The following is a 26,644-nucleotide window of genomic DNA, read 5'->3' as shown; positions in this document are numbered from 1 at the left end:
CCAATAATATTTATTCTAAATATTGTGATATTATCTTATCAACTGCTTGTGCCGATTTCCCCCATGAGAAGCGACGTGTGTTTTCAAAACCCAGCCTTCTGAGCTCCTCGCGGACAGAATCATTGCAAACGATCGTTTCCATTGCATTAGCGATTTCATCAATTTTGTAAGGATCAAAATACAAGGCACTCGTCCCCAGAACCTCAGGAATCGACGCGGAGGAAGAAGCTATAACTGGACACCCGCAAGATTGAGCCTCGAGAGGAGGGATCCCGAACCCTTCATAGAAAGACGGGAACACAAATGCTGTAGCATTCTGATATAATTTAACGAGTTCCAGATCATCGACACGTCCCAAAAACTCTATATTTGAATTAGTATTCTCAGCGCTCGCATACATCTGCTTATTGAAGTTATCAGCAGAACGACCAATAATCTTTAATTTAATATCAATTTTATCGTCTAACATGGCAAAGGCTTTTAACATGCCATGAAAATTTTTATGGTAATTAGGGGAGGATACAGCAAGAAGGTATTTTTCTTGTCTATCCGAATCAGTCGCCTTAAATTTGTCAGATGACGCATTATAAACCACTGATATTTTTTCCTTTTCCACATTGAAAGCTTTGGCTATCTCCCTCTTAGAAAACTCACTGACCGTAATAATCTTCCTGCTATTTTTGAGCATAATAGGAATAATTGAGTTGTAAATATAACGAAACTGTCTAGAAAAGCTCTCAGGGTATCTCTTGTAGGTAATATCGTGGTGTGTGACGATTTGATTTCTATAAAATAGGGGAGCAGTACTGCACAGGTTTAGTAACGGTGGAGAGCCAATACTTTTGAGATATTTTGGGAGATCAATTTGTTCCCATAAATGACCATGTTTTTTTCCAATTACCTTAATTTCAAAAGAATGATCAACCTCAATCTTAAATTTCTCATCAGGAACGAGGAAAACCACATCGCCTCTGATTGTATTTAAGCTTAGAGATATCTGTTCAGCGAAACGCTGCACACCCGTCATATCTTGCGTAAGAAATCTTGCATTAATATAAAGCATTAAAGGCACCAATTATTAATCATTATAAAGGAATGTTTTAATATAAAGGTTAAAATGAATATAGCTCGATATATTTCCCTGCAATATATTTTATATCAAAATCCAGAACTGGATTTATATCAAATTTAGGATGTGTCATAAGGTAATTAATATTAAAGTCTTGGATAGGGAATATATTCTGATAAAGATTTGCTATTTCAGCAACTCCTCCAGTAAAATTAGTATAAACAATTTTTCCTGCATTAGCAGACTCAGCAACTGCTCGTCCAAAAGGTTCGTTCCATTTATTAGGTAGAACCACAACATCAACCGACGCCATAAAATCCTCTACCTTAATAAAACCCATCGTTTTTATATTACTGGCAGATGCTAATATTGCCAATTCATTACCTTCAGTATCATTACCGAAGCGCCCTGCAGCATAGAAATCAATACCCGTTGTATTCCTATATTTTTCAGCTAACGAACAATAATTATCAAACCCTTTGTCTCTAGTCAATCGTCCAATGAAACCCACCCGTACATTTTCATGATTCTTTTCATTGTTTTTAAAATCAATATACGAAATAGGATTATAGATATATGCATGAGTAGAGTTAATGCCAAATTTATTTGACCTATGAAGTTTAGAAATATACTCACTGATACCCACAAAACAATCCACATTTCTACTGCATATTTTTTTCACAGCAGAAAGCAGCTTTACTCTAATACTATTAACATCAATATTATTACCCGACTTAAACAATGTACTATTCGGATGAAAAAGATAGTAATCTCGCGTAGTGTGGACTATTTTTATTTTTTCTTTTTTAGCTGCTTTCCAAACAGAAACTGAAAAACCACTTAAGTTGTTTGTATGTACAACATCAGGTTTTATCCTAGCCAATTCTTTACCAACAAGTGACATCATCCAAGGGTTGTACATGTCAATGAGATGCCATGCGAGTTTTTTTAATCGCCCTTTCCTACCATTGGAAAATGGCCAGTAAATATTTTTTAGGGGAAAATAAAAAATACGAACACCATTTAGAGTATCTTCCAACATATCACTGCGGTCGTGCAAACAAAAGACAGTCACATCGTGACCATTACTGATTAACTCCTCTGCAAGCAGTTGAACAGAAACTTCAGCACCACCAATTTTATAAGGAGCATAAAGTGTATTGATCATGACAATTTTCATAGCCTACCTATTTAAGCGTGGAAGTGTTTAATCAAAGCACTTTATTAATCAGTTCAATATTGGCATTGTTATATCGAGAATAATTGTCGTATATACAGCCCACAAAAGACTTCCACTCTGGGGATAAATTAGCCTCATTGATAACATAAGACGTTATTTTTATCTTATCCCCGTAGATCATGATCAAGTTATCGTATAAAGAAGAGTAAAAACCAGCAATAGAAGACACATTTTCTTTTTCCATCAAAGGATACACTTCGAAAGGAAAATCAAATCTTTTCACGTTTACAATTTCCGATATCCTTTTTATTTTTTCAGCTCTTTCTCTGCGATGTGGGACATAAAAAAAAACAGATTCAGGCTTTGACTTCAATAAATCTTTTATCATATTTAATGTTAATTGAATATCATCAACCGATGTTACTCCCGCCTCATAAAGCGGTGACCCAATAATAAACACTTTATTATCGTTACTGGGTAACCTTTCTAGCTTTCTTTTATAATTTTCGTAACAGTGTCTTATGACAACATCGCTCTTCTTAACTTTTTCTTCAATGTTATATACAGAAAAAAATGTGATTTTTTCGAACTCATTATTAACCATACCAATGGATTTCAAGAAGATAGACTTGATGATTTTTCGCGGACTAATTCCCTCCTCTCGATTTATTCTTAGCGTCGCGGTCCCATCATCAAGAAGAACAATGTTTCTTTTTTTAAATTTTCCGGCTAGCATCCAGAAAACACGCGCACGGTATTCCCCCGCAATCAGAGTAACTCTGTTTTTATTTATTGATTTTTCACCAATTCCTTTAAGAGCGCTTTTGATCTTTAATGTGTTCTTTAGAGTTCCTTCCACATCAATAGTAACCAATTTTTGGTACTTAATCATATCCACTATGTTCATGATCTGATTATAATTAAGTGCAGAATTTTTAGTTTTTTTATTGATAACCAAGATCTCAAGACTTATATTTTTCGCATCCAAAAACTCTATTAAATTAAACGCCTGCAATGGCGATTCGATATACGCAATATAAGTATTCATAATTATTTCACCATAGCACTCATTCAATTGTTATTTGAAGCCTTAAGATATTTTAGTGGAATTTTTTTTCATCACGCAATTTTATATAATGTTCAACATCTCGTTGAGAAAACACTTTTGCCGGATGTCCTCCTGCAATAGCAAACGCAGGAACGTGCTTAGTTACGACACTACCTGCCTGTATGATTGCACCTTCACCAATTGTAACGCCGGGAAGTATAATCACATTGACTCCGAGCCAAACATTATCACCGATAATAACATCCTTGATAATATAAGTACTATCGTATGGGATAGCATTGCCGTGGTGATTATGATTTTCCGTAATTAAAATGCATCCAAATCCACAATGAAAATTATCTCCGATGGTAACATTCCCTTTACCGATAACAGTAAGGCCATTAGAGTTAAAATTATCACCCAACTTTGTTTTATTATTGACAATCGTCAAATAATTAACCTTCGGGTTTTTACCGCAGCTTTCCACCATATTTACAACTTTTTGGCGATATATTGTTTTTTTTCTATTCCTAAACCAACGTTTCAGAACTGCTATCATTTTATCTGCGACCTCCGTAACTCTCGCCTTCCACAAACAATAGTGACAACACAGGCGAAAAGACTTGATAACGTGTATACCAAGCAAAAATACTCTACTCTTACCTCTGTCACAGTGATGATGAAGATCCCAATCAAATGCGTAATCATCGACCCCATAGTGATAATTGAAATGACTTTATTTTTGCGGTAATAGAATAAAGAATGAGTAAAAATATAATAGATAGATAAAAATGCAGTTCCCGGAAGAAGAATATTAAAGTAATAAATCGCGCTGTTAAACTCAGTTTTAAACAGATAAGGAAAAACAAACGGCAAAATGAAAAAATACGCTACGCAAGCGATAATCACTAAGCCTGTATAGCCATATTGAATTAACTCTACCCCTTTAAAATCATTCGCTTTAAGCTTACGATAAATGAACGGTTGAAACGCCTGATTAATCACACCGAAAAATAGCATAACGATAGAAGTTAGCTGAAACGCCAAACCATAAACCCCAACTACCGCCGTATTCATGTAATGAGCTATGAAGAACCGATCCACCGAGGATTTGATCCAATAACTGCCGTGATGCGGCAATAAGGATACCCCGTAGCTAATGATTTCCTTATAACGCTTGCGCACCGGTTGGAGCGCACTGCGTTCAACCGCTTTTTTTCTGTAAACAAAGAATTCATAGGACAACTGAATGCTGAAAAACGATGCAGCTATCGCAATCAAACGTTGTCCTGGCGTCGATGCAATCATTTCAAAAAGAGCGATCGTGAACAAAACGTTGAACGCGGAAAGCAAAAATTGGCCGATAGCGGCAACTTTATAGGTTTGACTAATGCGCAAATGCGACAAATTGATAAAGTTTAGCGCCTGTGCCAGAGCAGCTAAAATAACTAGGAAGCCATCACTGAAAGAAACGGAGATCTTGGTGACCAATGTAACAATGTAGAATATAGCCACCAATAGCACGCTAGACGCGAAAGCCAAGGTGATATTATCTCTGCGGAACACCAGGGAGTTCCCTTCCCCCTCCTGCATATATTTGACCGGCAACAGACCTTGACCACTGAACGAAATGAAAATGATCAAGATCTGAATAACTGACAAATAAAGAGTCAGCGCGCCGTACCCCGACGCGCCAAGGTGTGCTGTCAAATAAGGCAATATGATGAAGCCGATGACCTTGCCGAGAATATCCCCTACCGACAAGGCCGCAGCCCCCATAATGGCTTTATTCATTTACAGATACTTTTCCAGGAAGTTTAGCGCATGCCAGAATCCTTCCCCCTGGTTTTTGTGCCCTTGCCACACTTCAGGAATAAACTGCGCTCCCGGCGCATGACGACGAAGATCATCAGCCAGCTCGTCAAAGTTCACATCGCCTTTACCGATCTGTACCCCTTCACCATCCACTCCCAAAGCATCAACAATATGCATATGTGCGGTGTAAGGACCGACCTTCTGGGTAAAGTCATGCAGATCCCATTGGTAGTAATTGCATGCCATCATAGAATGCGATGTATCATAGCAGATGCGATAACCGTATTTTTCACAGAACGCTTTAATCTCGTCCGGATCAACAAACAGGTTATGGTAGCTCTGGCCACCAAAGTGCCATGGGAACGGAGGCATCGTCTGGATGATGATTTCAACGCCTTCTTGATTGATTTCAGCCAAAGCGGCGCCAATGCGGTCGTACATCGCCTGGCGTGACTCTTTTGGCAAGAACCCCGTGGTATTGAAACCGCCCGCATTCACCACGATGACCGGACGCTCAGTTTTCGGGAAATATTGCTTCAACGCGCGAGTCACATCACAGACACGCTGCAACTGTTTGATCGAATGAGCAAGATAAACTGGATCATCCGTCGCCAGGTCCAAAATGTGATCGTTGGCGAACAGCTCAGGGCTATGTACCGCAAAACCGATATTTTCAGCGCCGGAGAAGAATTCGGTCAAATCCAGCTCCATGTCCTGATAGCTCAGATGGAACTCGACGAAATCTAGATTGGATTTGTTCTTCAACTTGCCATAATCGTGGTAGCGCACAGGAATGCCGAATGGACGATTGAAGTCATAGTCCTTGGCTTCTATCGCCACGTCATTCAGATCCGACTCGTAGAAATACCCGCCTTTTTCGTGTTCACGATTGGCTTTCTTACCGATCAGTTGCTCCAGATACAGAGGCTGCAGGCCCTGGCCCGGACTCTTCACTTCAACCATCTCGCGAGTGATGATTTCACCTTTTTTCAGATCGCGATTGATAATCAAACTTTTTGCCAGAGTTTCGCGGTTGATCATTTCCCCTTGGGTGATAGTGCGTTCGCCGGCGTTGCCCATGGACTCTTCAACTTCGCGGATGCGTACGACCATCTCTTTGAACTCAGGAGGTAACAACGACACCTTGTGGTCGTTGCCTTCCATGGATTTGTCGATAGTGAAGTGTTTTTCGATCACTCTGGCGCCCAATGCAGTCACGGCGATCGGCACTGAAATGCCTCGCTCATGACCAGAATAGCCAACCAGACAGCCAGTTACCTGCTGCAGACGCTTGATATACGCCAGGTTAACGTCTTTAAACGGCGTCGGATACGTAGAGTTGCAATGCAGAATCACAAACTCGGCACCTTTCGATTTCAAGAAGTCCACCGAGCTTTTAATTTCTGCTTCACTGCACATACCGGTAGAACAAATCAGCGGTTTGCCCGTAGCGGCCAACGCGGCCAACATTTCGTGGTTAGTGAAGTCGGCGGAAGCGACCTTATAACCTTCCATGCCATAGTTTTCCAACACTTCAAGGCTCTTCAGATCCCAAGGGGTACACAGCGGGGTCAGCCCCTTCTCCTTGCAATAATCGAACACTTCAACCAGTTCTTCATTACTAAGCTGGAATTTTCTCAGCAGATCCAGCGTGTACTGCGCGCCAAGATCGGCGGATTTGTCTTTATCGTTGCCGCCCTTATACAAAGAACTCAGATCGCGCATTTGGAATTTGACGCAATCGGCACCCGCGTCAACCGCCAGGTCAACCAGATGCTTAGCCAGCTTAATGTCGCCATTATGGTTGTTGCCAATTTCAGCAATAATGTAAGTCGGCGAGGTCTCCGTGATAGTGTGTTTGCCAATCGTCAGACCTTTTTCGCTTTGCAGCGCAACGGCGACCAACCGACGATAATCATCAACCAGCGGTAGAACGTCAACGCCATTCGAAAACAGCGATTCAATCTCATTGCGTGGCGCATCCACTTTTTTATAGCGGACGTTTTGATTCATCACTTCCGACATTTCGCGGTTCAGATCGAAGTCGCCGTTAGTGATCCAACGGCGGAAATCGCCGTCTGAGAAAGAGCCGCACAGCTTGCCGTCTTCGGTGACGACAAAAATAATGCGTTTTTTATTCGAATTGATTTTTTCTAAGGCTTTAATGATTGATTCAGTTTCAAACACTAAAAAGTCAGATATTTTTTTCTGAATTAACATAAACTATCTCCCACTCCAATTTTTCAAAATCACTTCAACAACCGCCCAGTCCAGCATGGTGTCAATTTCAAAACTTTCCTCTTCAGACATCTTATGCGCTACAACTTTGCCACCAAGACGATTACCGGTGCTGAGGAGAGTTTCGCTTTTCGTAACGTAAATTGAACCGTTTTCTTTGAGTTTGATATTTTCAGGCTTAATATCTTGCCGGCGCGGACGGTTTAAGTAGTCGTAATAGGCCTTCGGATTATCTTCATTTTCCCACAAGAAATGCCAAAATTCACATACGCTCAGCAATGAATCTGCTTTCTTTTCAAGAATCTTTCTGATTGCAGAATCAATCGCATCATCTTTGCGAACAGGAGAGGTAGCCTGCAACAAGACGGTATACTCAGGGTGATAATTCTCATGTTCAGCCAACCACTCCAACGTATGCAAAAGCGCGGGCTCAGTCGCAGCGGTATCGTTCGCCAGATGGGCCGGACGCATGAACGGCACTTCCGCGCCATATTCTCTGGCTACGGCAGCAATATCTTCACAATCTGTTGAAACAATGACACGATCAATACTCGAAGAATTTAATGCTTGCTCTATGCTCCAAGCGATTAATGGCTTACCTGCAATTTCTTTAATATTTTTTTTGGGAATACCTTTCGAACCACCCCTTGCCGGAATAATTGCAAGATTACTCATTTTTTCTCCAAACATTCTGTATTATTAATTCTTTATTGAACTAAAAGCTCCTCTATATCGAGGAGCTTTATTACTTTAAGAGAGGAAGAAATTACTTATACTCGTAAGCGTAGTAACCGTAAGCGTCACCGGATTTATTTTCAACGGCATTAAGAATAACACCTTTAATCTCAGTACCATTCTGTTCGAAACGACGAATACTCACTTCAATTTCTTTCAATGAATTTATACCATGACGCGCAACAAGTAATGTTGTGCCTATGTTTCGCCCAACAATAGCTGCATCCGTAACCGCAAGGATAGGCGGCGTATCAACAAGCACTATGTCATAGTGTTCGCTTGCCCATGTTAAGAGATCGGTTAACCGTTTATGCATTAATAGCTCAGATGGGTTTGGTGGGACTTTACCCCGAGAAATAAAGTCTAGACTAGACAACTCTGTCTTTTTAATTACGCTCTCGACAGACGTTTGACCGGATAAGAAATCTGATAGCCCCATACCTAACTCACAACCTAACAGGCTATGCGCATAACCTTTACGCATATCAGCATCTATAAGAAGGACTTTTTGCCCAGCCTGTGAAACAACAGCGGCTAAGTTTAAACTTACAAACGTCTTACCGATATTCGGGCTAGCGCCACATATCATCAGCACATTATTTTTAGCTTCAATCATCGCAAAATGCAGGCTGGTACGTAGACTACGTACAGCCTCAATAGCAAGGTCTGCTGGGTTGCCTACAGCAAGCAACGAGTCAACATTAGCTTGATTCTTCCTTTGTCCTTTATTAAGGATAGAGCTGTCTTTCTTCTGTTGCCATTCAGAGAGAGGAATACTCGCATACACATTAATGCCTTGCTGTTCAAGTTCCTCAGGACTTTCTATCCCTCTGTGAAGCATATTTTTCAAGACTACTACAACAACTGAAAGCACACCGCCAAATAAAGTAGCAATAATTATGATTAGCACTTTTCTCGGTTTTACCGGTTTAGGGGCAGCCTCAGCAGAGTCAATAATGCGGACGTTACCAACGGTACTGGCTTTAGTGATCGAGAGCTCCTGCTGCTTATTCAACAATTGCATATAGATTTCTTTCCCAGCATCAACATCTCGTGTTAAACGAAGTATTTCCTGCTGGGTTTGAGGCATCTTGCTAACACGTTTATTCAACTTATCTTTTTCTTGCTGCAATGTCGAGCGCTTCTCCATTAATGCTCGATATGCTGGGTGCTCTTTCGTATAAAGCTTTGATATTTCAGCCTCTTTGAAAGTAAGCTCATTTAATTGAGCTTCCACACCAACAATTGTATCAAGAACAGATTTTGCCTCTAAAGATAAATCGACAGAATCATTCTTTTGGCGAAAACTATTAAGCTTATCCTCTGCAGAATTTAGCGACTCTCTAACTAATGGCAATTGTTCTTTCAGAAATGCTAAACTACGGGCGGCTTCTTCCGATTTTCTTTCTACGTTTTGCTCAAGATAATTACGGCTTATGCTATCCACAATTTTTTTAATTTGAACAGGATCATCACCATTATAACTTATAGATAAAACGCCAGTGTCTTTTCCTTTATCCTCAACTGTCAGATTATCTAAAAGGTTTAATGTTGCGGACAGTTTTGACAATTTTTCAATTTCAAAAACAACTCCCGGAGCGGACTCTATTCCACTGACAAGCAGAGATATATTATCACCTGACGCCAACTGCCCCACTTGTCCTTTAAATAAAAAATCACCATTCTTTGAAATGGTATAGTTTTCTTTATCGACTACTGTCAATTCGAGGTTAGCATCAGATAGCTCAGGTGGTACACTTAACCGCGATAATGCGATCTGCCCAGGTTCTTCTCCCATCAGTCTAGCCCAACCGCGTCCGAATATAGGAAAATATTTCTGATTCGCGATCGTATCGAGATGCAGATCACTTACCGTTTTACCCAAAATCATCCGTGAAGTTATCAGCTCGATTTCGGTTGACGACGCAGGCTGTGCATCAGGAAGCATTTGAGTCAGGTCATTAACAAGCGAATTACCATCGCTCCTTTCCACCTGAATTAATGCGTCGGCTCTATATATTGGAGTGGCAAAAAGACTATATAGGAGCCCCAACACACAAAACAACGTTGTGAATCCTAAAATCAACCAGCGATGATCAAAAAGGATGCTAATCAATCTGGCTAAATCTATCTCATCATTGCTTTGGCTAGCTGGAACCTGGCCAGCTTTACTGTTGTTAGTCATGTTGTTCTCTATTCAACGGTTTAAAGCATCAGCCCATTTCTGAGCTGATTCTGCAAGCAAATTGTAGGCATATTCAAACGCCTCAGGACTTTTCCTGTAAGGATCAGGAATATCTTTTTGCCCTTGCCAGTGTGCAAAAAGCATTGTCTTCCCTCTTACTTCAGGAATGAGCCTACATACAGCATCTACATGTCCCCTTTCCATTACAAGAATGAGAGAATATTCTTGACACATACTCTTTGTAAGCTGCCGTGCCACATGACCCTCAAGAGAAATACCGTTCTTACTGGCTATCAGTGCAGCTTGATTATCAGCACTGTGCCCAACTAAAGCATGTATACCTGCGGAGGCAATATTTTTAGCCGGACATAGTTTTTTAAGCAAAGCCTCGGCCGTCGGTGAACGGCAGATGTTGCCTACACAAACTACCAAAATGGAATCAAACATACTCTATGCCCTATGGCCAATTACGAATGCGCAATGTACCTTCAGTCAGGTCATTGAAGCTCGATATTGTAGGTGCCAGCTGACTGATAACACGGTTCCAACGGACAATTGGTGCAGCAGTGACATAGACGATATCATAAGGCTGAAGTTGGAATTCTGCCCCCATAACCATGGCTGTCGCATCAGCCATGTTCAACTGATAGATATCAGCTAATTTGCTACCCTGTGTACCATGGAGAGGTCGGATGACAAACACACCGGTTGCATCTGCGGTCGTTTGGCTTATCCCATTGGTATTACCTAAGGCTTCCGTGAGTGTCATACCACTCCGATCCATTTTCAGTGTCGCTGGTGTTTTAACTTCACCCATAACAAATATCTTAAGATCGTCATTTCGAGGAATATAAAGAATATCACCCGGGTACAATAATCTGTTCTGTGTAAGATCGCCGTTTTGCATCATTTTCTGCAACGATAGGCGCTCTTCTTTACCATTGTGAGTGAGCACGATATTGCGCCAATCGGCATTTTCCGTCAGGCCGCCCGCGACGTTAATTGCATCAAGTACCGTCAAGGGAACATTAGTGATAGCTTGTTGCCCTGACTTCGATACCTCACCAGTAATGTATGCTTTCTGCGAACGAAACGCAGCTATATTGACATCGACCTGAGGGCTTTCAATATATTGAGAAAGCCGACTTGCTATTTCTGAACGAACCTGGGTCGCAGTTTTTCCTGCTACACGAACTTTACCAATATAAGGATAAAAAATTGTACCATCCGATTGGACCCAGTTCCCCGTATCGCTTGCGCTTCGGTACTGCCCTGCTGGTGTAGTCAACTCCGGGTGATCCCACACGGTTACATTAAGGACATCACCAATACCGATATGATATTCGTAACTACGAAGTGCTTGTTCAAGCAACGCGTTCGGCTGAGCGACTACTCGTGGGGGACGAAGCTTGTCAATCAACTTTGGCGTAACCGGATACACATTCACTAGCTCATCGATATTAAAATCACTATCCTCTTGTTTTACCGCTTCTTTTCCTGAGGTGTGTAAATGCTGTCCGGGAAGGATAGTACAGCCACTGAGGATACCGACGGATACAAGTATCGATATAATTTTCAATTTTCTTTTTGCCATCGAGTTATCATCACTTTCAAGTATGTGTTTCAGCAAAGCTGACAAGATAATCCTATCTAACCTTGGCAGCTGATTTGCAATCTAACGAAAATTCCAAGCACAAAGTCATGTGAATTCTGCTCTTGCTCTGTAGCATTCATCAAGACGTGCACTCTCTCGTCATTGAGCTACCGTTGAAGTGTCAGAAGATAGTATTAGGATGGTATGGGAAGACAGGTGGCCATCCTGGCAAATCAAGTACTACGTCTAACACTGGCATTCGCATCTGAAGTCTACGAACTGCCGTTTGGTCGATATCTCTTTCAATCTGCTACAAACTCAGGGTGGAAAGAATCTAAACAATACCGACCATTGGAAGATTTTAATATAAAAATCAATCATGCGAAATGCTGGTGTTTAAGACTCAACCCTCAGTTTGAAGATTTATAACCTCTTAAAAGACCAACTTTTCTGCCCACTCACGGAAGGCTTTTCCCTGCGTAGGATGGCGCAACCCGTAAGTCACGAACGCCCGCAGATAGCCCATCTTCTCACCGCAATTGAACGACTCACCAACCAATTCAGTGGCCTCTACTATTTGCTGCTGAGTCAGCTCAGCAATAGCATCTGTCAGCTGAATGCGTCCCCAAGCGCCCGGCTCAATTTTCTCGAGAATAGGCCAAATATCCGCAGATAGCACATATCGCCCAACGGCTGAGTAGTTTGATTTTAGCGGAACATCGCGTCCTGGCTTCTCGATTATTGAACTGATACGCGAAGAATCGCCAGGTTGCAGTGCGTTATTCTCACATTCGACAACAGAATACTCACGCAGAGTATGCTCGTCGACAGTTTGAACCAGTATCTGGCTATGGCCCGTTTCTTCGAAACGAGAAATAAGATGCGACAAATTATCTTTTCTCAGATCAGCCTTAGCATCATCAAGCAATACATCCGGTAACAGAACAACAAACGGCGAATCGCCGACCAACGGTTTGGCGCAAAGCACTGCATGACCCAACCCTTTCGGCTGCCCTTGGCGAATGTGCATCAGCGTCACACCTTTTGGTGTTATCGACTGCACCTCATCCAGCAATTGCCGTTTCACGCGCGCCTCCAACATCGCCTCTAGCTCGAATGAGGTATCGAAATGGTTTTCAATGGCGTTCTTGGAAGAATGCGTCACCAGGATGATCTCTTTAATCCCCGCCGCGACGCATTCGTTGACAATGTATTGAATCAACGGTTTATCAACGATCGGCAACATCTCTTTCGGAATCGCTTTGGTCGCAGGTAGCATGCGCATACCCAACCCCGCCACAGGAATAACCGCTTTCAACTTCGTCATGGTAGACCTCATTCAATCTGATGATCGCTTTCAGCCGCAGTGGCAACAGCCTGTTACTTGTTCAATGTCTGCTTCAGCCAGCGGCTGAAGCTCTCGCCTTCCGAACCGTGACGCAATCCATATTGCACAAACGCCTTCATATAGCCAAGTTTGTCGCCGCAATCATGCGACTTGCCGCTCATATGGAACGCTTCCACCGTTTGCTCTTTCATCAACATCGCGATCGCATCGGTCAGTTGAATCTCGTCGCCTGCCCCCGGAGGGGTTTTTTCTAGCAGCGGCCAAATGTCGGCGGCAAGCACATAGCGGCCAACAACCGCCAAATTGGAGGGAGCATCCTCACGAGCCGGTTTCTCGACCACCGCCGTCATCGGTGCGCTTTCACCTGCGGCTATCGCCGCGCCAGCACAATCGACCACACCGTATTTGGACACATCTTGTTCCGGTACCGGTTCAACCATGATCTGGCTGAAGCCCGTTTCGCCGAAACGCTGGAGCATTCTCGCCAGATTATCCTTACGCAAATCCGCCGTAGAATCATCCAGTAAGACATCCGGTAACAGTACGACGAAGGGGGAATCCCCCACCATCGGCTTGGCGCACAGCACCGCGTGCCCCAGCCCTTTCGCCTGCCCCTGGCGCACCTGCATCACGGTCACATCCGGTGGACAAATGCTTTGCACTTCAGCCAGCAATTGGCGCTTCACCCGCGCTTCGAGCATCGCTTCCAACTCAAAAGAAGTATCAAAATGGTTTTCAATCGCGTTTTTCGATGAATGTGTCACCAAGACGATATCTTTAATCCCAGCAGCCACACATTCGGCAACGATGTACTGGATTAAGGGCTTATCGACCACAGGCAACATTTCTTTAGGGATAGCCTTGGTTGCCGGCAACATGCGGGTTCCCAACCCCGCTACAGGGATCACTGCCTTGAGCCTATTCTGCATTTTCATTCCAATTCATCGTAGCGCTACATGCATCCACGGGAGCGCGAAAAAGCACGCTACCGCCCTTGGCTTGTAGCTACCAAAGTACTGTTAATCACGTTTTCACTCGTCTCTCTGCGTGGCGTGAGTCAAAAACTTATGTAAAACGACATCTCATCCTTATTGGAACTGCTATACCGTTCACATAAAAATAAAAAATTCGATGTCTTTATAACCAAACAATGTTAGTTACTGCCGTTATATGGCTAAGATTCTTATACTAATACCCAAGTGATACAAGCCTTAGATCCCCCCAGCCCGCCGTTTTCAGAATAAGACTACTCATGCCACATGCTGATACGAAGCATAGCTTAAGAAAATTGTTTCAATACTTTGATTTAAATAAATTTAATAAGCGTTTTTTTTCTGAGCGCATCACATTTCGGTTAATATCTGCCTCCCTACCCTGTCACCGTGGGCTAAGCGGCGGCGATCGCAGTTTGCGGCAATCGGCCATTACCTCCGGATTAAAGTTGAATTTTGCCGCCTCAACGCCCATCATTCCCGAGCGGCATAAGCCGTAGAACTTACAGGTGAAATTGGGCGTATGGAATGGATCGCTGATCCAACAATTTGGGCCGGCCTGGCCACGTTGGTCGTGCTGGAAATCGTGCTGGGTATAGACAACCTTGTCTTCATCGCCATTCTGGCGGACAAATTACCAAAACAACAAAGAGATAAGGCCCGTGTCGTCGGTCTGTTGCTGGCGCTGGTCATGCGTCTGGCGCTGCTCGCCTCCATCTCGTGGCTGGCGACGCTGACCAAACCGATGTTCATCGTCGCGGAGCACCCCTTCAGCGGCCGCGATCTGATCATGCTGGTCGGCGGGATATTCCTGCTGTTCAAAGCCACCATGGAGCTCAATGAGCGGCTGGAAGGCAAGGATGAAGAGCAACACGGCGCGCGCAAAGGCGCACGTTTCTGGCCAGTCGTGGCGCAGATCGTAGTACTGGACGCCGTTTTCTCGCTCGACTCGGTGATCACTGCGGTTGGGATGGTCGATCACCTGGCGGTGATGATGATCGCGGTCTGTATCGCCATCGGCCTGATGCTGCTGGCCAGCAAACCGCTGACGCGTTTCGTCAACGCTCACCCGACTATCGTTATCCTGTGTCTGAGCTTCCTGCTGATGATTGGCTTTAGTCTGGTGGCGGAGGGCTTCGGCTATCACATTCCGAAAGGCTACCTCTACGCGGCGATCGGTTTCTCGGTAATGATCGAAGCATTGAACCAGCTGGCGCAGTTCAACCGCCGTCGCTTCCTGTCGAAGGTGCGGCCACTGCGCGAGCGTACCGCCGAGGCGGTGCTACGCATGCTGAGTGGCAAACATGAAGAGGCGGAGGTCGACAGCCATTCCGCCAACCTGCTGGCCGACAGCGACAGCGAAAACGGCGAGATCTTCAACCAGCAAGAGCGGCGCATGATCGAACGCGTACTCGGCATGGCGCAGCGCACGGTCAGTAGCATCATGACCTCGCGTCACGACGTCGAATACCTTGAGCTGAACGATCCGCAGGAAAAGCTGACGCAATTGCTGGAGCGCAATCAGCACACGCGCATCGTGGTGGTGGAAAGCAGCGCCAGCGATGAGCCGTTGGGCGTGATCCATACCATCGACGTCCTCAAACAGCAGTTGGCGCAGGCGCCGCTGGATCTGCGCGCGCTGATACGCCAACCGCTGATCTTCCCGGAACAGCTCACGCTGTTAAGCGCCCTGGAGCAATTCCGCCAGGCGCAGACGCACTTTGCCTTTGTGGTCGACGAGTTCGGCTCCGTCGAAGGCATCGTCACCCTGACGGACGTGATGGAAACCATCGCCGGCAATCTGCCGGAGGCCGGCGAAGAGGTGGACGCTCGCCATGACATTCAGCAAAACGAGGACGGTAGCTGGATTGCCAACGGCTATATGCCGCTGGAAGATCTGGTGCTGTACCTGCCGATACCGCTGGAAGAAAAGCGCGAATATCACACGCTGGCGGGTCTGCTGATGGAACACAGCCAGCGCGTGCCGCAAGAAGGCGAACAAATCAAGATTGGTGACTACCTGTTCGAGCCATTGGAGGTCAACAGCCACCGCATTCTGAAAGTGAAGATCACCCCGCCTCCCCCACCGGAGGACTACGAGGTTTAGCATTGAGGCCGGGCATCGCCCGGCCTTTCTTTTACTGGGGAACCAGCAGCTCCGTCGCCACGATCACCACCACCAACCCGACAATCACCGGCACCGAAGTACGCTTCACCACGTCAAAAGGCGAGATTTTCGCCATGCCGGAGACCGCCACCACCACGCCGGAGACCGGCGACAACGTACGGCCGAGATTAGACGCCTGCAGCATAGGGATCACCAAATAGGCAGGATTCACACCCATCTGCGCCGCCAGTTTCGGGATCAGTTCGACAAACGCATAGAACGGCGCATTGCCGGAACCGGTGGTCATGGCCGCCAGCATGGTGATCACCACCAGCACCAACATCATGATCAAACCGCCGGTGCCGAACGACTGCGCCAGCCCGATCAAGCCGCTGATAAAGCCGACGGTGCTCAGCCCCTGCGCGAACACACCCGCGGCCACCAGCAGCATCACCACGCTGGCGAAAGCGTCCGCCATACCGCGATAGGCCACTTCCAGGCCGCTGAATACCTGCTTGGCGCTGAAGCTGCGCACGAACTCGATCAATGCCGCCAACAGCATGCATCCCACCAACACGGTAATGATGTGCAGCTCCGGCCCCCATTTGCCGTCGAAGATCAGCACGCCGAGGATCGGCGTAAACGGCAATACAGCGTAAAAACCCGGCGCGTGCGTTTTTATTTCGCTGGCGTCCATGATGTGGTGCTGTTCATCACTCTTCTTATCGAGATAACGCTGCCAGAAAAAGTGCGCCACGGCCATGCAGACGATGGCGGCAATCGAGATAGGCAGCGTGGTTTTGAACGCGAAGTCCACCAGCGGCATCTCCGCCGCCTTGGCTGCCAGCACCACGTCGCCAGAGGTCGGCGCCAGAATAATCGCCGCCGGCGAAGCGCAAATGGCCGCCGCCGCGCCGCGGCTAATGCCAACGTTCACCATCAACGGGAACAGCGTCGCCATCAGCAATACGCCGAGGCCGGTAGCGGAAGAGACCGCCAATGACATCAGGCAAGCGACAAAATAGGCCGCCACCATCAGCAGATAAGGCGAGTTGATCATCTGCAACGGGCGCGAGGCAAGCTTGACGACCACGTCGTTGGCGCCGATATGCGTCATGTAGGCGGCGAAACCGCACAGCATCATGATCATCATGCCCAGATCGCCGCCGCGGCTCATCAGCAAGATCTTGACGTATTCGATAATGTCGGTCGCGCGCCAGCCGGTAGACGCGGCGCCGGACGGCAACAGCGTTTTCCCCATCAGGGCGCTGATGCCAAGCAGCAGCAACCCTCCCACCATCAAGACGCCAGTGGCGGAATACCCTTTGATGATGTAACGGCCCACGCCCGCCGCCACCGCCGCGCCAATAAGAAGCTCTATCATGTTTCCTCAACTCGTCATGTTTTCGCGCCCAGGCGCATCGCAATCGCAGAATAGGTTCCTACTCTGCACAAACTGAGCACGTTTCTTCATGACCTTCATCAAGGTAACGGAGGGAAATTATCGCGAGGAGCATCGATATTGACGCGGGCCACAGTATGGCCCGCGTTGGGGAATTACAGTTTGTCGAGCAGCTTTTTCAGATCCTGGCCTTCGCGCGAATCCTTGTTCTTTTCAGCCCATTTGTTCAACGCATCTTTGGCCCGATCCTGCAGCGTTTTGCGCAGCACCTGATCGACCTGCAGTTGGTAATTCAGCTGTTGCCACGGCCCGTAAACCCGAAGCGGGATCGGCGTTTTTTGCAGTTGCTCGATCAGTTCACCCCGCCCTTGCCAGCCGCCCGTGACGCGCACGTTAAGTGCCATATCACACTGTTTTCCCGGCATATCGATACTGCCGGCGCCGGTCAGCGCCAGCAAAGGCGAATCCGCCGTCAGGCTGCTGAGTTTGACTGTGCCCTGGCTCAGGCTGGCCTGCGCCGAGACGCTTTTGACTTCGGTATAACGCTGATAGCTGTCTTGCCCGCGCACGCTGTTATCGTTGCGCGCCACCGCCTGTTGGATCAATTGCTGAATGTTCAGGCCGTGCAACTGCGCATCCTGCATCGCCAGCTGCGCCGTACCGCGCCAACGGTGCTCAAATGACTGTGAAGAAAGGCGATCGCCGGTCAAATCCCCTTTCATGCTGAATTTGCCGGTCAGCATCTGCGGCATGTCGAAGGCTTTGAGCACCGTGCCGAGCTCAACCTGGTTCAGGGTCGGCTTCACGTTTATCACCGGTTTATTGCCGCGTGCGTCGAGCGATCCCGGCAAGGAGAAATCGCCGCCGGCCAATTGCCCGGCAAGTTTATGCAGCGTCAACAGGCCGCGTTGATTATCCGCCGCGACGGCTAACTGGGTAACGTTCATACCGCGGTAGGTCAACTGCGCCGCCTGCAGATTCAGCTGTGCATTGAAATCGCGCAGCGCTTCCAGGTTCTGCTGCCGATCGTCAACCTGGCTGGCGATTACCGGCGCGGCGGTCACGGCGGGCTGCTCGGCGGTATTGGTGCTGGATTGCCAACCGGAAAGCGCGTCAAGATCGAGATTAGCCGAATTCAGGTTCACCACATAGCCGGGCACCGTCCCCAGGCTGGCGCTGATATCGCCGGTCAACTGACTGTTATTGGCACTGACGTTCAGCTGGCTGACGGCAATTTGCGCCGGCGTCTGCTGATAGACCACCTGAGCATTACCCTCGCCTTGAATACCGCCGTTCGGAATATCAGCCCCCGACAATTGGTAATTGAACTGGGTCACCTTGGCGCCGATCTGGTGCGGGAACTGCTGCAGATCGATATCGGCCGCCATGCTGAAGGCCAGGTCGCGCTGATCGCGGTTGACCCGGCTGGAAATGTCCAGCTGCGCCTGCCGTTTCTCCGTTTGCTGCAGGGTAAGATTGATGTCCCGGACATTGATTTGCTCGTTGTCAGCACGCTGCCAAATCAACAGGCTGTCCACGACGCGCAGGTTATCGATGTCGAACTTCCAGGCCGCGTCTGCCGCATCAGCGCCGCTGCCGGCCGGCGCAATCGGGGCGTCCACTTGCGAGTGCTCTTCACTGTCGGGCGTGAGGCGAATGACGGCATTTTTCAACATCACCTGTTTCACAAACAGCTGATGCGACAGCAGCGGCAACAGTTTGACGTCAAGACGCATGTTTTCCGCGCTCACCACCGGCGCCTTGGCGCCCGGCGCAGTCAGCGTCATGCGCCCGGCCAAAATGCTGAGCTGCGGCCAGATATGCCAACGCAGGTCGCCTTCGAGCGTTAGCTGGTAGCCGCTCTTCTGCTCGACCTTTTTGACCATGTAACCGCGAAAATCATTCGGATTGACCAGCAGTACCAGCGCGGACATTCCCGCCACCACGACCACCAGTAAAATCGCCAATGTCGTCAGTAATCTTCTCATGCCACCCTCTTGTCAGCGCCACACCGACGGTGCATCCCGCGCCGTTAGTCCTTGTCGATTCGACTGGCTACTGCGCCCTGCTGATCGCGATATTTTGCGTCCTGCCGGCTGTTGTATGGCCGGGCCGCCGGGCCGGACAACGGCTCAAAGCTCAAAGCGCCAATCAGCATCCCCGGCCGCAGCGCCAGCGGCAGCTTGCCGGAGTTGTAAAACTCCAGCACGATGCGCCCGTGCCAGCCAGGATCGATACGGTGCGCGGTCACGTGCACCATCAGCCCCAGACGCGCCAGAGAAGAACGGCCGTCGAGCCAACCCACGAGATCGTTCGGCAGCGTCACGGATTCGAACGTCACTGCCAGGGCCAGTTCGCCGGGATGAAGGAAGAACGCCTCGCCTTCCGGCAGGACAATCTCGTCGCTCATCACGCGATCCAGCGCGGCGCTGACTTCGTCTTTCGGCCCGCTAAGATCGATAAAAGGCGCGGTATGGCCGCGGAACACGCGGAACTGATTGCCCAAACGGACATCTACTGTGGCCCCGTTGATGCGTTCGAGCGGCGGGCGCGGGGAAATCACCAGTTTCTCGCTATCCAGCCAGGCTTCTATATCGCGGTCGCACAGTCTCATGTCTTTCTTCTCCATCAAAACGCGTAACTAAACAAAAATTGCCACACAACGGGCGAAAGGTCTACGCCGGGGTGCAAATAGTTGGCCGCCGGCCGGAAATACGCATTTCCGGCCATTAAGCGGCATTATTCAAAGAATTGGCTGATTTTGGCTTTCAGAATATCGATCGCAATGCGGTTTTTGCCGCCGCGCGGGACGATGATATCGGCGTATTGTTTGGAAGGTTCGATAAACTGCAGGAACATCGGACGCACGGTTTTCTGGTATTGCGCCATTACCGAATCCATCGAGCGGCCGCGCTCGTTGACGTCGCGCTTCATGCGGCGCATCAGGCAGATATCGAGCGGCGTGTCGACAAAGATCGAGAAGTTCATCTCCTGGCGCAGGCGGATATCCGTCAGCAGCAAGATCCCTTCCAGAATGATCACTTTTTTAGGTTCGAGATGGACGGTTTCTTTCTTGCGCGTGTGCTCGGTGTAGCTGTACAGCGGCAGTTCGATCGCCTTGCCGGCCTTCAGCATTTGCAGATGCTGGAACAGCAGGTTGTGATCCATGGCGCTCGGGTGGTCATAGTTGGTTTTGACCCGTTCTTCCATGGTCAGGTGAGTCTGGTCTTTATAGTAACTGTCTTCTGGAATAACGCCGATGTGCTCATCGCCGACCTGCTCGCGGAGTTCGCGGTACAACGTGCTGGCAATAAGGCTTTTTCCGGAGGCAGATGCGCCAGCTATACCAATAATGACGCACTGATGCGGATTGTCAGTCATAAAATTAAAGACCTGATTTCGTAATGTGAAGGGGGGAACTAAAACGCGACAATTATAGGGAGTCGCCGGGGATTCCGCCACTGTATATTACGCGGCGGCGGGCGAATTCGGGCTGCTACGCCACGGGCACGCAGCATTTTAAGAATCTCGCGGCTAGGGCAACGCGCCGTAACGGGTTACACTCCCCGGCGCTGACTTTTGCTCCCCGCCCCCTTCATCGGAGATTGATGTGCTGGATTGGTATTTTCTGACTTTTTTCGGCGACAGTATGCTACTGCTGCCCTGCGCGCTGATTCTGTTTTTATTGCTGCTCATCTCTCCCACCACCCGCGCGGCGGGCTGGCAGTGGGCGCTGATCTTCGGATTCACCGGCGGGCTGGTCTGCCTGTCCAAACTGGCCTTTATGGGCTGGGGCATAGGCAGCGAGCACTATGATTTCACCGGATTCAGCGGCCATTCAGCCCTCGCGGCAAGCATCTGGCCGCCACTGCTCTGGACGTTGACCGGCCGCTTTTACCACCCAATACGTAGCATCGCTTTGCTGACCGGGTGGATATTGCCTTTCGCCATCGGCGTTTCGCGGCTGGAAATTCGTGTTCACTCGGTATCAGAGGTGATCAGCGGGCTGATTTTAGGCTATCTGGCCAGCGCACTGTTCCTGTGGTTGCAGCGAAGCAAAACGCGCCCGCATCTCTCTTGGCCCCACTTCGCCATCGCGCTGGCCTTGCCATTGGCGCTGATGGGGCAGCGGCAGCCGGCTCCCACCCAGGGGTTGCTGGAGCATATCGCCAAAACGCTGGCTCAGATCGAACGTCCCTATACCCGGGCAGATTTGCACAACCCTGTCCGCATCCCATAAAAAAACCCGGTGTTTAAGCCGGGTTCTTGCTTTGCGATAGGCAGATTACAGCGCGCGGAATGCAATCTCTGTCGGGATCGCCTCGCCCTGCCAATACATCTGCGCAGCCACGCGACCGGCCAGTTGACGATACATTTCGGCGAATTCGCTGTCCGGGCGGCTGATCACCGTCGGCGTACCGCGATCCAGGTCTTCGCGCAGCGAGATATGCAGCGGCATCTGCCCCAGCAGGCGGCTGTGGTATTTCTGCACCAGCTTCTCAGCGCCGCCGGTGCCGAAGATCGGCTCATGGTGACCGCAGTTGCTGCAGATGTGCACGCTCATGTTCTCCACGATGCCCAGCACCGGCACATGCACTTTCTCGAACATCACGATGCCCTTGGCGGCATCCAGCAAAGCGATATCCTGCGGGGTGGTAACCACCAGCGCGCCGGTCACCGGAATGTTCTGCGACAGCGTCAGCTGGATGTCGCCGGTGCCCGGCGGCATGTCCAGCACCAGGTAATCCAGATCCGGCCACAGCGTATCCTGCAGCAGCTGCATCAGCGCCTTGCTGGCCATCGGGCCGCGCCACACCATGGCGTTGTCGTCGGTCACCAGGTAACCGATGGAGTTGGTCGCCAGGCCGTGCGCCACGATCGGCGCCATGTGCTGACCGTCCGGCGAAGTCGGCCGCTCGTGTTCGGTGCCCAGCATATTGGGGATCGACGGGCCGTAAATGTCGGCGTCCAGAATACCGACCTTGGCCCCTTCGGCGACCAGCGCCAGCGCCAGGTTGACGGCGGTGGTGGATTTCCCCACCCCGCCTTTGCCGGAGCTGACGGCGATGATATTGCGCACGCCTTTGATCCCGGCCTGGCCGTTGGCACGCTTCAGCGTCGTGATATCGTGAGTTAGCTTCCAGTCGATGGCGCCGGCGCCGGTCACGCGCAGCAATTCGGGGCCGACGCTCGCCTGCAGCGCCTCAAAACCGCTCTGCCAGGCAAACGGCATCGTCAGTTCGATATGCAGCACATCGTCCAGCAACGCGCAGTGATGGATGGCCTTCAATGCGGTCAGGTTGTTTTTCAACGTCGGGTGTTCAAAGGCGGCCAGTACACCGGTCACCAGGGCGCGCAGAACTTCGGGGTTGGTCTGCTCAGGGGATTTTGCGTTCATCCCGGCTCCTTGATTTTGAATGGGTAGCTTCCGGCTAAGCATATCAGAACTGCGCTGCCGCTGGCGCATATAACCTGCAAGAAACCGCCCTAGCAGCGAAGGGCGCGATCGGTTAACATCGAAGGCCCTTTTATTCATTACAGAAAGCAAGTTCTCACTATGGCTCAAGTCGCGAAAAAATTATTGGTGACGTGCGCGCTACCGTACGCAAATGGTTCCATCCATCTCGGCCACATGCTCGAGCACATCCAGGCGGATATCTGGGTGCGTTACCAACGAATGCGCGGCCACGAAGTGCATTTCATCTGCGCGGACGACGCGCACGGCACGCCGATCATGCTGAAAGCGCAGCAACTGGGCGTGAAACCGGAAGAAATGATCGCGGAGATGAGCCAGGAGCACCAACAGGATTTCGCCGGCTTTGGCATCAGCTATGACAACTACCATTCGACCCATAGCGATGAAAACCGCGAGCTGTCCACCCTGATTTACAGCCGCTTGAAAGAAAACGGTTTTATCAAGAACCGCACCATTTCTCAGCTGTACGATCCGGAGAAAGGCATGTTCCTGCCGGACCGTTTCGTGAAAGGCACCTGCCCGAAATGCAAATCGCCCGATCAGTACGGCGACAACTGCGAAGTGTGCGGCGCCACCTACAGCCCGACGGAACTGATCGATCCGAAGTCCGTGGTTTCCGGCGCGACGCCGGTGATGCGCGACTCCGAACACTTCTTCTTCGACCTGCCGGCCTTCAGCGAAATGCTGCAGGCGTGGACGCGCTCCGGCGCGCTGCAAGAGCAAGTAGCGAACAAGATGCAGGAGTGGTTCGAATCCGGCCTGCAGCAGTGGGACATCTCCCGCGATGCGCCTTACTTCGGCTTCGAGATCCCGGATGCGCCGGGCAAATACTTCTACGTCTGGCTGGACGCGCCGATCGGCTACATGGGCTCCTTCAAGAACCTGTGCGACAAGCGCGGCGATCTGGACTTCGACGAGTTCTGGCGCAAAGACTCCACTACCGAGCTGTATCACTTTATCGGCAAGGACATCGTCTACTTCCACAGCCTGTTCTGGCCGGCGATGCTGGAAGGCAGCAACTTCCGCAAACCGACCAACCTGTTCGTGCACGGCTACGTGACGGTGAACGGCGCCAAAATGTCCAAGTCGCGCGGCACCTTCATCAAGGCCGGCACCTACCTGCAGCATCTGGACGCCGACTGCCTGCGCTATTACTACGCCGCCAAGCTCTCTTCACGCATTGATGACATCGATCTCAATCTGGAAGACTTCGTGCAGCGCGTAAACGCCGATATCGTCAACAAGGTGGTGAACCTGGCGTCGCGCAACGCCGGCTTTATCAACAAGCGCTTCGGCGGCAAGCTGGCCGACAGCCTGGCCGATCCGGCGCTGTACCAGACCTTCGTCGACGCGGCGCAGAGCATCGCCGAAGCTTACGCCGGCCGCGAGTTCAGCCGCGCGATCCGCGAAATCATGGCGCTGGCCGATCTGGCCAACCGTTACGTGGATGAGCAGGCACCTTGGGTGGTGGCGAAGGAAGAAGGCCGCGACGCCGATCTGCAGGCCATCTGCTCGATGGGCATCAACCTGTTCCGCGTGCTGATGACTTACCTGAAGCCGGTGCTGCCTTCGCTGACCGAACGCGCCGAAGCGTTCCTCAATGCCGAGCTGAGCTGGGACACGATCCCGCAGCCGCTGCTGGGCCATCAGGTGAACGCATTCAAAGCGCTGTTCAACCGCATCGATCTGGACAAGGTCAGCGAGATGGTCAACGCTTCGAAGGAAGACATGGCCGCCGCCAAACCGGTGACAGGTCCATTGGCCGATGATCCGATCCAGGAAACCATCACCTTCGACGACTTCGCCAAGGTGGACATGCGCATCGCCCTGATCAAGAGCGCCGACTTTGTCGAAGGCTCTGACAAACTGCTGAAACTGCAGCTGGACCTGGGCGGCGAATCGCGCCAGATCTTCTCCGGCATTCGCTCCGCTTACCCGGATCCGAAAGCGCTGGAAGGCCGCCTGACCATCATGGTCGCCAACCTGGCGCCGCGCAAAATGCGTTTCGGCGTTTCGGAAGGCATGGTGATGGCGGCGGGCCCTGGCGGGAAAGAGATCTTCCTGCTGAGCCCGGACAGCGGCGCACAGCCAGGCATGCAGGTCAAGTAACCGCACCGGCGCGTTACATCAAGGGTCGAGCTTGCTCGGCCCTTTTTTAATGCCTCAAACCCAACGTTATAAACAGTAAGAAAAAGTCATAACCGCTCTGATTCCCTCGCCCGCCGCATCCCGCTATGATGCTCAGCAACAACAAATAGACGTCCAGATAGAAAGACTGCTATAACAGACCTTCACCGGGATCGTTACCCTGCTTTTTTGGAGCCTATAATAATGAAAAACCTCAAGACTTCGCTGCTCGCCCTCAGCCTGCTGGCCGCCCTGCCGCTGCAGGCGGCGGAAACTGCCGCCGTGCCGGCCGCCATCGCTCAGCATCAGGGGCCGGTGCGCATCGCGGTGATCCGCAATCTCGGCTCCGACGACAACACCACGCAATTTTTGGCGGGTGCCATTCAGGAAGGGCGCAAGCTGGGCTTCAAAGTGGACACCTTCCTCAGCAACGGCGACGACGCGCGCTTCCAGGACTTCGTCAACCAGGCTATCAGCCAGAAATATGACGGCATCATTCTCTCGCAGGGGCGAGCCCCCTATTCCACCAACCTGGTCAAACGCATCGCGGCGGCCGGTATCGCCGTAGCGGCTTTCGATACCGACGTCAGCGGCAGCGTTCCCGGCGTCACCGTCTCACAGCAGGACGACGCTTCACTGGCCAACGCCTCCTTCGGCCAGCTGGTGAAGGATTTCAACGGCCAGGCCAACATCATCAAACTCTGGGTAGCCGGCTTCCCGCCGATGGAACGCCGCCAGGCCGCCTATCAGCAACTGCTGAAACAGCATCCGGGCATTCATGAGCTGGAATCGATCGGCGCGGTCTCCTCCGACGTACAGGGCGATACCGCCAACAAGGTGGGCGCGGTGTTGGCGAAATACCCGAAAGGCAAGATCGACGCCATCTGGGGCACCTGGGATGCCTTTACCCAGGGCGCTTACAAGGCGTTGAAAGAGAACGGGCGTACCGAAATCAAGCTGTACAGCATCGATATTTCCAACCAGGACTTGCAGTTGATGCGCGAAGCCGGCAGCCCGTGGCAGGTCAGCGTGGCGGTGGATCCGAAGCTTATCGGCGCGATCAACCTGCGCCTAGTGGCCAACAAGATCGCCGGGGAAAGCACGCCGGACAGCTATCAGTTCAAAGCGACGGTCATTCCGCAGGCGCTGTTACAGGCGCAGCCGGGGCCGGTCAACGTCGCCGGGCTGGCGAAGATCATCCCCGGCTGGGGCAGCAGCAGCGACTTCGTGCAGCCGTGGTTCGCCACGCTGCAGGCCGAACACGGTAAATAATGCTTTTTTTGACGAGGCTGGCGACGCAGCCTCTGTTTTTAAACTAATTATCGGCT

21 protein-coding genes are annotated in these 26,644 nt (G+C 49.9%); 4 read left to right on the top strand and 17 right to left on the bottom strand.

From position 1 onward, the window contains the following. Positions 1–10 precede the first annotated feature (10 nt). From QDT79_RS12070 to galU (QDT79_RS12015), 12 genes are all read right to left on the bottom strand, one after another. Positions 11–1,063 carry a glycosyltransferase family 4 protein gene (locus tag QDT79_RS12070; protein ID WP_308316544.1) on the bottom strand — a complete coding sequence of 351 codons (1,053 nt, stop codon included), beginning with the start codon at positions 1,061–1,063 and terminating at the stop codon, positions 11–13. Positions 1,064–1,112: 49 nt separating this feature from the next. Beyond that, positions 1,113–2,237, bottom strand: coding sequence for a glycosyltransferase (locus QDT79_RS12065; RefSeq protein WP_308316543.1), 1,125 nt, complete (start codon positions 2,235–2,237; stop codon positions 1,113–1,115). Positions 2,238–2,280: 43 nt separating this feature from the next. Then, positions 2,281–3,297: a polysialyltransferase family glycosyltransferase gene (locus QDT79_RS12060; RefSeq protein WP_308316542.1), complete on the bottom strand. Its 1,017-nt coding sequence runs from the start codon at positions 3,295–3,297 to the stop codon at positions 2,281–2,283. A 52-nt stretch (positions 3,298–3,349) separates the two neighbouring features. Further along, complete coding sequence (locus QDT79_RS12055; RefSeq protein WP_308316541.1) at positions 3,350–3,856, bottom strand: acyltransferase; 507 nt, start codon at positions 3,854–3,856, stop codon at positions 3,350–3,352. Continuing rightward, positions 3,853–5,091 carry an oligosaccharide flippase family protein gene (locus tag QDT79_RS12050; RefSeq protein ID WP_308316540.1) on the bottom strand — a complete coding sequence of 413 codons (1,239 nt, stop codon included), beginning with the start codon at positions 5,089–5,091 and terminating at the stop codon, positions 3,853–3,855. Before QDT79_RS12050 ends, QDT79_RS12055 begins: the two co-directional genes overlap by 4 nt. Then, a complete protein-coding gene (locus QDT79_RS12045; RefSeq protein WP_308316539.1) occupies positions 5,092–7,332 on the bottom strand; it encodes an N-acetylneuraminate synthase family protein in 2,241 nt (746 codons plus the stop codon). Positions 7,333–7,335: 3 nt separating this feature from the next. Further along, positions 7,336–8,025, bottom strand: coding sequence for an acylneuraminate cytidylyltransferase family protein (locus QDT79_RS12040; RefSeq protein ID WP_308316538.1), 690 nt, complete (start codon positions 8,023–8,025; stop codon positions 7,336–7,338). Between the two features lie 91 nt (positions 8,026–8,116). After that, positions 8,117–10,270, bottom strand: a complete 2,154-nt coding sequence (gene wzc, locus QDT79_RS12035) for a tyrosine-protein kinase Wzc (protein ID WP_308316537.1) — start codon at positions 10,268–10,270, stop codon at positions 8,117–8,119. A 12-nt stretch (positions 10,271–10,282) separates the two neighbouring features. Continuing rightward, a complete protein-coding gene (locus QDT79_RS12030) occupies positions 10,283–10,717 on the bottom strand; it encodes an arsenate reductase/protein-tyrosine-phosphatase family protein (protein ID WP_072008271.1) in 435 nt (144 codons plus the stop codon). 10 nt (positions 10,718–10,727) lie between these two features. Further along, positions 10,728–11,864: a polysaccharide export protein gene (locus tag QDT79_RS12025; protein ID WP_308317178.1), complete on the bottom strand. Its 1,137-nt coding sequence runs from the start codon at positions 11,862–11,864 to the stop codon at positions 10,728–10,730. A gap of 433 nt (positions 11,865–12,297) precedes the next feature. After that, positions 12,298–13,191, bottom strand: coding sequence for a UTP--glucose-1-phosphate uridylyltransferase GalU (gene galU / locus QDT79_RS12020; RefSeq protein WP_308316536.1), 894 nt, complete (start codon positions 13,189–13,191; stop codon positions 12,298–12,300). 53 nt (positions 13,192–13,244) lie between these two features. Next, positions 13,245–14,141: a UTP--glucose-1-phosphate uridylyltransferase GalU gene (galU, locus tag QDT79_RS12015; RefSeq protein WP_107227476.1), complete on the bottom strand. Its 897-nt coding sequence runs from the start codon at positions 14,139–14,141 to the stop codon at positions 13,245–13,247. Between the two features lie 586 nt (positions 14,142–14,727). Here galU (QDT79_RS12015) and QDT79_RS12010 point away from each other — a divergent pair. After that, the gene (locus QDT79_RS12010; protein ID WP_107227462.1) at positions 14,728–16,311 is read left to right on the top strand and encodes a TerC family protein; all 1,584 of its coding nucleotides are present in this window, start codon (positions 14,728–14,730) and stop codon (positions 16,309–16,311) included. 31 nt (positions 16,312–16,342) lie between these two features. On the opposite strand, the gene dcuC is transcribed toward QDT79_RS12010, so the two are convergent. The 4 genes from dcuC to udk all read right to left on the bottom strand — a co-directional run bounded on the left by dcuC (position 16,343) and on the right by udk (position 21,094). Further along, positions 16,343–17,695, bottom strand: a complete 1,353-nt coding sequence (gene dcuC / locus QDT79_RS12005; protein WP_107227461.1) for an anaerobic C4-dicarboxylate transporter DcuC — start codon at positions 17,693–17,695, stop codon at positions 16,343–16,345. A 173-nt stretch (positions 17,696–17,868) separates the two neighbouring features. Continuing rightward, on the bottom strand, positions 17,869–19,701 hold the full coding sequence (gene asmA / locus QDT79_RS12000; protein WP_107227460.1) for an outer membrane assembly protein AsmA: 1,833 nt from the start codon (positions 19,699–19,701) through the stop codon (positions 17,869–17,871). A 44-nt stretch (positions 19,702–19,745) separates the two neighbouring features. Next, entirely contained in the window at positions 19,746–20,327 is a 582-nt protein-coding gene (dcd, locus tag QDT79_RS11995) for a dCTP deaminase (protein WP_004938917.1), read from the bottom strand. A 125-nt stretch (positions 20,328–20,452) separates the two neighbouring features. Next, a complete protein-coding gene (udk, locus tag QDT79_RS11990; protein WP_004938922.1) occupies positions 20,453–21,094 on the bottom strand; it encodes a uridine kinase in 642 nt (213 codons plus the stop codon). 229 nt (positions 21,095–21,323) lie between these two features. Between udk and QDT79_RS11985 the strand changes: the two genes are divergently transcribed. Then, a complete protein-coding gene (locus QDT79_RS11985; RefSeq protein ID WP_063989321.1) occupies positions 21,324–21,953 on the top strand; it encodes a phosphatase PAP2 family protein in 630 nt (209 codons plus the stop codon). A gap of 45 nt (positions 21,954–21,998) precedes the next feature. On the opposite strand, the gene apbC is transcribed toward QDT79_RS11985, so the two are convergent. Beyond that, the gene (apbC, locus tag QDT79_RS11980) at positions 21,999–23,111 is read right to left on the bottom strand and encodes an iron-sulfur cluster carrier protein ApbC (RefSeq protein ID WP_063989320.1); all 1,113 of its coding nucleotides are present in this window, start codon (positions 23,109–23,111) and stop codon (positions 21,999–22,001) included. 159 nt (positions 23,112–23,270) lie between these two features. Here apbC and metG point away from each other — a divergent pair, with 159 nt between their 5' ends. Both metG and QDT79_RS11970 read left to right on the top strand, forming a co-directional pair. Then, entirely contained in the window at positions 23,271–25,298 is a 2,028-nt protein-coding gene (gene metG / locus QDT79_RS11975) for a methionine--tRNA ligase (protein ID WP_107227458.1), read from the top strand. A gap of 222 nt (positions 25,299–25,520) precedes the next feature. Beyond that, entirely contained in the window at positions 25,521–26,588 is a 1,068-nt protein-coding gene (locus tag QDT79_RS11970) for a sugar ABC transporter substrate-binding protein (protein ID WP_308316535.1), read from the top strand. Positions 26,589–26,644 lie beyond the last annotated feature (56 nt).

This window comes from Serratia marcescens, from assembly GCF_029846115.1.
Taxonomy (GTDB): Bacteria; Pseudomonadota; Gammaproteobacteria; order Enterobacterales; family Enterobacteriaceae; genus Serratia; species Serratia marcescens_L.
The sequence above is the reverse complement of the archived record's forward strand: the minus strand, read 5'-3'. Positions and strand labels throughout refer to the sequence as shown.

What these genes read in the sequence shown, in the direction of transcription:
- QDT79_RS12030 (WP_072008271.1), bottom strand. Translation starts at nt 10,717, where the DNA reads ATGTTTGATTCCATTTTGGTAGTTTGTGTAGGCAACATCTGCCGTTCA.
- galU (WP_308316536.1), bottom strand. Translation starts at nt 13,191, where the DNA reads ATGACGAAGTTGAAAGCGGTTATTCCTGTGGCGGGGTTGGGTATGCGC.
- QDT79_RS12045 (WP_308316539.1), bottom strand. Translation starts at nt 7,332, where the DNA reads ATGTTAATTCAGAAAAAAATATCTGACTTTTTAGTGTTTGAAACTGAA.
- QDT79_RS12025 (WP_308317178.1), bottom strand. Translation starts at nt 11,864, where the DNA reads ATGGCAAAAAGAAAATTGAAAATTATATCGATACTTGTATCCGTCGGT.
- asmA (WP_107227460.1), bottom strand. Translation starts at nt 19,701, where the DNA reads ATGAGAAGATTACTGACGACATTGGCGATTTTACTGGTGGTCGTGGTG.
- QDT79_RS11970 (WP_308316535.1), top strand. Translation starts at nt 25,521, where the DNA reads ATGAAAAACCTCAAGACTTCGCTGCTCGCCCTCAGCCTGCTGGCCGCC.
- QDT79_RS12060 (WP_308316542.1), bottom strand. Translation starts at nt 3,297, where the DNA reads ATGAATACTTATATTGCGTATATCGAATCGCCATTGCAGGCGTTTAAT.
- dcd (WP_004938917.1), bottom strand. Translation starts at nt 20,327, where the DNA reads ATGAGACTGTGCGACCGCGATATAGAAGCCTGGCTGGATAGCGAGAAA.
- QDT79_RS12050 (WP_308316540.1), bottom strand. Translation starts at nt 5,091, where the DNA reads ATGAATAAAGCCATTATGGGGGCTGCGGCCTTGTCGGTAGGGGATATT.
- QDT79_RS12010 (WP_107227462.1), top strand. Translation starts at nt 14,728, where the DNA reads ATGGAATGGATCGCTGATCCAACAATTTGGGCCGGCCTGGCCACGTTG.
- dcuC (WP_107227461.1), bottom strand. Translation starts at nt 17,695, where the DNA reads ATGATAGAGCTTCTTATTGGCGCGGCGGTGGCGGCGGGCGTGGGCCGT.
- wzc (WP_308316537.1), bottom strand. Translation starts at nt 10,270, where the DNA reads ATGACTAACAACAGTAAAGCTGGCCAGGTTCCAGCTAGCCAAAGCAAT.
- udk (WP_004938922.1), bottom strand. Translation starts at nt 21,094, where the DNA reads ATGACTGACAATCCGCATCAGTGCGTCATTATTGGTATAGCTGGCGCA.
- apbC (WP_063989320.1), bottom strand. Translation starts at nt 23,111, where the DNA reads ATGAACGCAAAATCCCCTGAGCAGACCAACCCCGAAGTTCTGCGCGCC.
- QDT79_RS12040 (WP_308316538.1), bottom strand. Translation starts at nt 8,025, where the DNA reads ATGAGTAATCTTGCAATTATTCCGGCAAGGGGTGGTTCGAAAGGTATT.
- galU (WP_107227476.1), bottom strand. Translation starts at nt 14,141, where the DNA reads ATGCAGAATAGGCTCAAGGCAGTGATCCCTGTAGCGGGGTTGGGAACC.
- metG (WP_107227458.1), top strand. Translation starts at nt 23,271, where the DNA reads ATGGCTCAAGTCGCGAAAAAATTATTGGTGACGTGCGCGCTACCGTAC.
- QDT79_RS12065 (WP_308316543.1), bottom strand. Translation starts at nt 2,237, where the DNA reads ATGATCAATACACTTTATGCTCCTTATAAAATTGGTGGTGCTGAAGTT.
- QDT79_RS12070 (WP_308316544.1), bottom strand. Translation starts at nt 1,063, where the DNA reads ATGCTTTATATTAATGCAAGATTTCTTACGCAAGATATGACGGGTGTG.
- QDT79_RS12055 (WP_308316541.1), bottom strand. Translation starts at nt 3,856, where the DNA reads ATGATAGCAGTTCTGAAACGTTGGTTTAGGAATAGAAAAAAAACAATA.